The organism is Pseudomonas sp. H3_A02, from assembly GCF_054671965.1.
Genome location: NZ_CP162807.1, coordinates 1,386,759 through 1,394,515, shown reverse-complemented (window position 1 = coordinate 1,394,515; position 7,757 = coordinate 1,386,759). Strand labels below are relative to the sequence as shown.

The following is a 7,757-nucleotide window of genomic DNA, read 5'->3' as shown; positions in this document are numbered from 1 at the left end:
CGCGGTTTATCCTCGGATCGCCCAGAAAGCCAGGTTCAGCCCTGGGAACTGGCCGGCGATGTGGAACGCAAAGCCGCCGGAGTTGCTCAACTGCTGCCAGTGGTCGCTGCCCCGGTCGAGTTCGTAGTAGGTGGAACCGGCGTGGTACGGCAGCTGCCGTGGCGCCACCGGCAACGGCAGCAGGCCGATGCCCGGCAGTTGCAGGTTGACCAGATCGCGGATGTGCTCCACCGAACCGACCTTGCTCTGCTGTCCGAAGCGGCTGCGCAGGGTTTCGGCCGGCACATCGGCACGCACCACCAGAATGAAACTGGCGCTGTCGAGCAAGGTCTTGTCGGCGAGCATCGCCACGTGGATGCCGTAGGCTTTCTCGACAATCGGAATCGGCGTCGCCTTGCTGTCGATCAGCATCGACAGGGCTTCGCGCAGGGCCTGCATCACCGGCGCGTAGCTGAGCGCCAGGTCATCGTGCTGGTACGGCGGGTATTGCTGCGGTCGTCGCCCGGAGGCGGTGAACGTGGAAAACTCCCCGGCCAGGCTCACCAGTTCGCTGTAGAAGCGCTCGGGGTGCAGCGGGCTCAACTGGCTCAGGTGCTGGATCAGCGGCTGAGCGCGGTTGACCAGTTGCAACAGCATGAAATCGGCGATCTCCGAGGCGCCACCGGCACCGGACGCCACCACCCGCCCGGCCAAGGCTTCACCGCGTTGATGCAGCAGGCCCAGCAGTTCACTGCGAAACGCCGCCAGCGGTTTGGAAGCGATGACATCCAGCAGCGGCGGGATGTAGGCGTCGTCGAGCACCAAGGCACGGTCAGCACGTTTTTCCTTGATGCGCACCACACCGATGGCGGCGTAGTCGCCGATGCCATCCTGCTCGGTCAACAACCGCAGGGCCCGGGAGCCGAGGGCCACTGGCGCACGGTTCTCGAACGGCGCGTTGTCGTCGCGCACTTCGCACACCTGGCTCACATACCGCGCAGCGCCGAGCTCTTCGCCTTCATCCACGGTATCGCGGGCGCCGGCGCGCTTGAGCGGCAAGGCCAGGTACACCAGGCCGTCGCGCAGGTTGTCATCGACGTTCAGCGGGGTGGGCGCCAGGTCATCCTGGGGAATATTGAAGGGCGTACCGTCCGGCAGCAGGCCCCGCGCCGAGATGATCGCCAGCTTGCCCTGGGCCAGCAGGCCCTGGTCGATCAGCAGTTCGGAAAAACCCCAGGCGCCGGCCGACAATGGGCGGCTGCGTGCGTCGATGAGGTTTTCCAGGTAGCGGTCGTGCTGTTGGAAGTGCTGCGTTCCAATGAACATGCCTTCCGACCAGACCACGCGATTGTTCCAGGACATGGGGGCTCCGATTGCTTATTGGGCAGGGCTGGATGGGGGAACGACGACGGCGCTGCGCACGGCGCGCACATCGAGGCTGATCTGGTATTCGGTGTATTCACGCGCCGGGACATTCATCACCGTGCGCCACAGCGACTGGTCCAGCTCGCGATAGCCCACCAGTATTCCGATGTGTCGCGTGGCGGGGTCGAGGTCGCGTTGCAGGCTCAGTTGCTGGCCGGGCTGGATCAGCACCTCGTCCTGGTCGATCAGGTCGGCGCCCAGCGTGGCCTGGGCCCGTTCGGCCAGGGCGAAATAATCGGAACGGCCAAAGGTCGCGGCATTTTTCAGTTCGAAAATGCGCACCCGGACCGGGGCCGGCTGGCCGGTGGCGCCGGGGTTGAGGCCGGCAATGGCATGGAAATGCAGCTCGATGGCGGCGGTGTCGGCCTCAGCTTCTTCGGGCTGGGGGTTGGCCGCATCCTTGGCGCACGCCGTCAGCAGAAGCGCGGTGGCGACTGCGAGTAAAAACCTGGGAATCATCCTGCGTCCTCAATGACGTTTGAGCTATCCGTTGTTGGCTTATCAATATTGTTATAGGACTGCGCCGCTCAACGGCGTCGCTGTCGTGTGCTGTGTTCTTCGTAGGCGCGGCTGAATTCACGGCCGAACAGATCTTGGAAATCCTCCTGGGCCTCACGGGAAATGTTGCTGTAGAGCTCGGTGAATTGCTGCCAGTACTGGGCCTGCCGCGAGCCGCTGAAAATGCCCGAGAGCCCACCGGGCTTGGCCATGCGTTCTTCCAGTTGCGCTGGTTCGAAGCGCCCCAGCAAATGCTTGATCGCCGCTTCCACGCCGGCCATCACCGCCAGTTGGTGGGCCCGCAAGTCATCGAAACTGTCACGCACCGCCGCGTCCGGGGCCATGAACGCCTGGTTGCCGTGGCGCAACAACAACAGCAGGGCTTCATCGACATTGGGGGCGAACTTCAGCGGGTTGTTTTCCACCGGCTGGATCATCGTCTGCTGGATGCGGAACTCACCCTTGAGGCTGCTGCGGGCGCGCAAGACATCGATCAGGCCTTCGACCATCAACCGATAACTGCGCCCGATGCTTTCCATCTGCGCTTCGGCCTGGGCCTTGTCCAGGCGCAACTGATCCAGCCCGGCACCGCGCAGGAAGGCTTGCAGCAAGTCGGGTTGGTTGGCCTCAATCGGGGCGGCTGGAGCGGCTGGCGCAACCGGAGCAACCGGAGCAACCGGAGGTGCGACCGGGGGCTCGACGCGGGCCACCGGCGCTTCACGCACGGGCGGCGGCGGAGCACTGATTTCAGCAAAGATGTCGACGAGCGGAGGCTGCGCAACAGGCGTCGCGACAGGTTCAACCACCGGCGGTAGCGGCACCGGCGGTGGGGCCACGGGCAACGGAGCAACCGCCACCGACGCAGGCTTGTCGCTGAACGGGTCCCAGTCGTCCGGAATCATCGAGGCGGACGGCGGTATCACTGGCTCGACCACCGGCGGTGGGCTCGGCCGGGGAATCGGCGTCGGCGGGCGGAAATTGTGTTGCTCGGCCGGGACATGGTCAGGCTGGGTGGCCGGCGGGACACTGCTTGGGGTCAAGAAGTCGAACAGGTCCGGCAGGGTGTCCATGGCCGACACGCCCTGGAAATGCGCAGGCGAGGCCACCTGGATCGGCGACGGCGTATGCGCGGGGGCGCTCTGCTGGCCCATCAGGGCCTCGAAACTGCTGGGCGACTCGGCGAACGGGTTGCTGTCGGTGACCGGCAGGTTGAAATCCACGCGTGCCTGGATTTCATAATCACCGATGCGAATCACTTCGCCGTCTTGCAGGGGCTCGCTGTTGCCCTTGCGCAGGCGGACGCCGGCCTTGACCAATTCCACACCATTAGTGCTGTTATCGGTTAAATAATAACGCCCGTCTTTGTATTGGATAACGCAATGTTTACCGGAAACCAGACGCTCGGGGTCCGGTAATACCCAGTCATTATCGGAATTACGGCCAATTGCCATCACCCCCTGATCCATGGACTTTTCAGAACACTGGCCTGGGGTAATTTTGTGATAACTAGTGATAGTCAAACACAGCGGCATCTTGCCTCCTTGCTGAATACTTCGCGCGCGGGCGGGAGTGAGGGGTCAGGCCCTGACAACCCGCCGGCAACCTTGCCAACAACCGTGAAAACGGCTTTTTGCCAGCATGATTGCTGATCATAACCGGCTTGCGTGACAAAAACCCCACGTCAGTTGCCGCTTCGACCGGTAGGTCGGGCAGGCTGTTAAGCGCATCACAACTGTTACAGAGGGGCTACACTGGTGAAATAGCTTACCTTGACAAGCGATAAGTACTACACCAAAAATGCACAACTTCTTGAATATAGATGATGGCACTTTAAAATCATTGCGGATCTAAAGGGCCATTATCGTCAAGGAACATGTGAAGTTTTATCCGAAACTTGCGTGTGAACTGCCCGACTTCTATCAAGCGGGTGATAGGGAGATCGATCCAAGTGGATGTGCCTTTGTTGCTCGCCGCCGTTTCCGCGACTTCGCCGTGCGGTGAAGATCTGGAATATGACGCGGATTTCCTGCGCCTGGAGCGCGACTCCCGGGGCCAACCCGAGCGCAGCATGGGCGATTCGATCCTGCCTGCCGAACCCCCTGAATGGCGCAGCATCCAGCAGCAGAGCCTGGACTTGCTGCAACGCAGCAAAGACCTGCGCATCACCCATTTCCTGATGCAAAGCTCCCTGGCCCTCGAAGGCCTGCCGGGCATGGCCCGTGTGCTGACGCTGATCAGCGAGTTGCTCAAGCAATACTGGGCCGAACTGCATCCGCGCCTGGACGCCGATGACGACAATGACCCCACCGTGCGCATCAATGCCCTCGCCGGCCTGACGTCCGATGTCACTCTCCGCCTGCTGCGCGAAAGCATCCTGACCCGTTCGCGCACCTTCGGTGCCGTCAGCCTGCGCGCCGCCGCCAACGCCAGCGGCCTGCAAAGTTTCCCGGATGAAAACCTCGGCGCCGAACAACTCGCCGGTGCCCTGCTCGACAGCGATCCCGAGCAGTTGGAAATTACCCGCGCCGCCCTACTTGAAGCCCGCAGCGCCGCCGAAGCCATCGAGCAGCAGGTCAGCGACCAGGTCGGTTCCGCCCAAGGCGTGGACCTCGGCCCGTTGAAGCAACCGTTGAAGATGGCCCTGCAGATTCTCGGTCAGTTCGCCCCGCAGAGTGGCGACAGCGCCCTGCCCGATTCCGTCAGCGACGACAGCGCCGCAACAACAGAATATGCCAGCGCGCCAAGCGCACCGCGCCACACCAGCAACAGCACCGTCAGCGGCGACATCAACAACCGTGACGACGTGCTGCGCAGCCTGGACCGAATTCTCGCTTACTACACCCGTCATGAGCCCTCCAGCCCGCTGCCGGTGCTGTTGAATCGGGCCAAGAATCTGGTGCACGCCGATTTCGCGGCCATTGTGCGCAACCTGATTCCCGACGGCATGAGTCAATTTGAAAACCTGCGCGGCCCAGACAGCGAATAAAAAGCGAGCGGATCACGCAGTCACGTCACCGGCACCCCCGATGACGCCAACACCGTCGCTCAAGCGACCAGGAGCAGCAACGTGGCGAAGCAAAGTTCTCAGAAATTCATCGCGCGCAACCGCGCGCCTCGAGTGCAGATCGAGTACGACGTCGAGCTCTACGGCGCCGAGAAAAAGGTCCAGTTGCCCTTCGTCATGGGCGTCATGGCCGACCTCGCCGGCAAGCCCGCCGAGCCTCTGGCAGCGGTAGCCGACCGCAAGTTCCTCGAGATCGACGTCGACAACTTCGACTCGCGCCTCAAGGCCATGCAGCCGCGCGTGGCGTTCCATGTGCCTAACGAACTGACCGGCGAAGGCAACCTGAGCCTGGACCTGACGTTTGAAAGCATGGACGACTTCAGCCCGGCGGCCGTGGCCCGCAAGGTCGACTCGCTGAACAAGCTGCTCGAAGCGCGCACCCAGTTGGCCAACCTGCTGACCTACATGGACGGCAAGACCGGCGCCGAAGAAATCATCATGAAGGCGATCAAGGACCCAGCGCTGTTGCAGGCCCTGGCGAGCGCGCCGAAGCCAGCACAGGACCAATGATCATGACTGACAATACAGCCCGCGAAGGCGTGCAAAACCTGGGCGCCACTCAAGAAACCAGCGAGTTTGCGTCCCTGCTGCTGCAAGAATTCAAACCCAAGACCGAGCGCGCCCGCGAAGCCGTCGAGACGGCCGTGCGCACCCTGGCCGAGCAGGCCCTGGCGCAGACCGACCTGGTGTCCAACGACGCCATCAAGTCGATCGAATCGATCATCGCCGCCATCGACGCCAAGCTCACCGCCCAGGTCAACCAGGTCATCCACCACCCGGACTTCCAGCAACTGGAAAGCGCCTGGCGTGGCCTGCACTACCTGGTCAACAACACCGAGACCGATGAGCAGCTCAAGATCCGCGTGCTCAACATCTCCAAGACCGACCTGCACAAGACCCTGAAGAAATTCAAGGGCACCGCGTGGGACCAGAGCCCGCTCTTCAAGAAGATGTACGAAGAAGAATACGGCCAGTTCGGCGGCGAGCCTTACGGCTGCCTGGTGGGCGACTACTACTTCGACCAGTCGCCACCGGATGTCGAGTTGCTGGGCGAGCTGTCGAAAGTCTGCGCGGCCATGCACTCCCCGTTCATTGCGGCGGCATCGCCGACCGTGATGGGCATGGGCTCGTGGCAGGAACTGTCGAACCCGCGCGACCTGACCAAGATTTTCACCACCCCGGAATACGCCGGCTGGCGCTCGTTGCGTGAATCGGAAGACTCGCGCTACATCGGCCTGACCATGCCGCGCTTCCTGGCGCGCCTGCCGTATGGCGCCAAGACCGACCCGGTGGAAGCCTTCGCCTTCGAAGAAAACACCGACGGCGCCGACAGCTCCAAGTACACCTGGGCCAACGCCGCCTACGCGATGGCGGTGAACATCAACCGTTCGTTCAAACACTTCGGTTGGTGCTCGCGCATCCGTGGCGTTGAGTCTGGCGGCGAAGTGGAAAACCTGCCGGCCCACACGTTCCCGACCGACGACGGTGGCGTGGACATGAAGTGCCCGACCGAAATCGCCATTTCGGACCGCCGTGAAGCGGAACTGGCAAAGAACGGTTTCATGCCGCTGCTGCACAAGAAAAACACCGACTTCGCCGCGTTCATCGGCGCCCAGTCGTTGCAGAAACCGGCCGAATACGACGACCCGGACGCCACCGCCAACGCCAACCTGGCCGCACGCCTGCCGTACCTGTTCGCCACCTGCCGGTTCGCTCACTACTTGAAGTGCATCGTGCGCGACAAGATCGGTTCCTTCAAAGAGAAGGACGAGATGCAGCGCTGGTTGCAGGACTGGATCCTCAACTACGTCGACGGTGACCCGGCGCACTCCACCGAGACCACCAAGGCCCAGCATCCACTGGCTGCCGCCGAAGTGATCGTTGAAGAAGTCGAAGGCAACCCGGGGTACTACAACTCCAAGTTCTACCTGCGCCCGCACTACCAGCTCGAAGGGCTGACCGTGTCGCTGCGCCTGGTATCGAAACTGCCTTCGGCCAAGGGCGCGTAAAGCTTTACTGAACGGTACAAGGCCAATGTGGGAGCGAGCTTGCTCGCGATGGCGGTGGATCAGTTGTCATGAGCATGCCTGACACTCCGCTATCGCGAGCAAGCTCGCTCCCACAGAGGATCTTCAGTGAATTGGAGATCGCCTTCGTAGCGTTCAACGGCAGTAATTTCGCAAGGTCAGCGTCAACCAAACAATGTGGTTAGAAACCACACAGGGAGAAAACATGGCTGTTGATATTTTCATCAAGATCGGCGACATCAAGGGCGAGTCCATGGACAAGGCCCACAAGGACGAGATCGATGTCCTGAACTGGAGCTGGGGCATGTCCCAGTCCGGCAACATGCACGTGGGCAGCGGCGGTGGTGCGGGCAAGGTCAACGTCCAGGACCTGTCCCTGACCAAGTTCGTCGACAAGGCGTCGCCAAACCTGATGATGCACTGCGCCAGCGGCAAGCACATCGACAAGGTCAAGCTGACCGTGCGCAAGGCCGGTGGTGAGAGCCAGGTCGAGTACATGATCATCAACCTGGAAGAAGTGCTGGTCACTTCCCTGAGCACCGGCGGCTCGGGCAGCGATGATCGCCTGACCGAAAACGTCACCCTGAACTTCGCCAAGGTGCTGGTGGACTACCAGCCACAGAAAGCCGATGGCACCAAGGAAGGCGGCCCGGTCAAGTTCGGCTGGAACATCCGTCAGAACGTCAAGGTGTAATCGAACACGCCCCCGGTGCCACGCGCCGGGGGTGTTTGGTGCTTGCTCGAATCCAACCCTTTCCCACGTG

At 62.1% G+C, this 7,757-nt stretch carries 7 protein-coding genes; 4 read left to right on the top strand and 3 right to left on the bottom strand.

The features are described 5' to 3' along the window. Positions 1-6: 6 nt before the first annotated feature. From tssK to tagH, 3 genes are all read right to left on the bottom strand, one after another. A complete protein-coding gene (gene tssK, locus AB4N80_RS05870; RefSeq protein WP_434704310.1) occupies positions 7-1,341 on the bottom strand; it encodes a type VI secretion system baseplate subunit TssK in 1,335 nt (444 codons plus the stop codon). Positions 1,342-1,356: 15 nt separating this feature from the next. Next, positions 1,357-1,863, bottom strand: coding sequence for a type VI secretion system lipoprotein TssJ (gene tssJ / locus AB4N80_RS05865; RefSeq protein WP_060740022.1), 507 nt, complete (start codon positions 1,861-1,863; stop codon positions 1,357-1,359). A gap of 68 nt (positions 1,864-1,931) precedes the next feature. Then, on the bottom strand, positions 1,932-3,434 hold the full coding sequence (gene tagH / locus AB4N80_RS05860; protein ID WP_354335993.1) for a type VI secretion system-associated FHA domain protein TagH: 1,503 nt from the start codon (positions 3,432-3,434) through the stop codon (positions 1,932-1,934). Positions 3,435-3,850: 416 nt separating this feature from the next. Between tagH and tssA the strand changes: the two genes are divergently transcribed. The 4 genes from tssA to AB4N80_RS05840 all read left to right on the top strand — a co-directional run bounded on the left by tssA (position 3,851) and on the right by AB4N80_RS05840 (position 7,687). Beyond that, a complete protein-coding gene (gene tssA, locus AB4N80_RS05855) occupies positions 3,851-4,888 on the top strand; it encodes a type VI secretion system protein TssA (RefSeq protein ID WP_354335992.1) in 1,038 nt (345 codons plus the stop codon). An 81-nt stretch (positions 4,889-4,969) separates the two neighbouring features. Then, entirely contained in the window at positions 4,970-5,476 is a 507-nt protein-coding gene (gene tssB, locus AB4N80_RS05850; protein ID WP_003206923.1) for a type VI secretion system contractile sheath small subunit, read from the top strand. Positions 5,477-5,478: 2 nt separating this feature from the next. Further along, the gene (tssC, locus tag AB4N80_RS05845; RefSeq protein ID WP_122567584.1) at positions 5,479-6,975 is read left to right on the top strand and encodes a type VI secretion system contractile sheath large subunit; all 1,497 of its coding nucleotides are present in this window, start codon (positions 5,479-5,481) and stop codon (positions 6,973-6,975) included. Between the two features lie 223 nt (positions 6,976-7,198). Then, positions 7,199-7,687 carry an Hcp family type VI secretion system effector gene (locus AB4N80_RS05840; RefSeq protein ID WP_122567585.1) on the top strand — a complete coding sequence of 163 codons (489 nt, stop codon included), beginning with the start codon at positions 7,199-7,201 and terminating at the stop codon, positions 7,685-7,687. Positions 7,688-7,757: the final 70 nt, after the last annotated feature.

Excerpts from the sequence above, each read along its gene's own strand:
- tssK (WP_434704310.1), bottom strand. The coding sequence starts at position 1,341 with ATGTCCTGGAACAATCGCGTGGTCTGGTCGGAAGGCATGTTCATTGGA.
- tssJ (WP_060740022.1), bottom strand. The coding sequence starts at position 1,863 with ATGATTCCCAGGTTTTTACTCGCAGTCGCCACCGCGCTTCTGCTGACG.
- tagH (WP_354335993.1), bottom strand. The coding sequence starts at position 3,434 with ATGCCGCTGTGTTTGACTATCACTAGTTATCACAAAATTACCCCAGGC.
- tssC (WP_122567584.1), top strand. The coding sequence starts at position 5,479 with ATGACTGACAATACAGCCCGCGAAGGCGTGCAAAACCTGGGCGCCACT.
- AB4N80_RS05840 (WP_122567585.1), top strand. The coding sequence starts at position 7,199 with ATGGCTGTTGATATTTTCATCAAGATCGGCGACATCAAGGGCGAGTCC.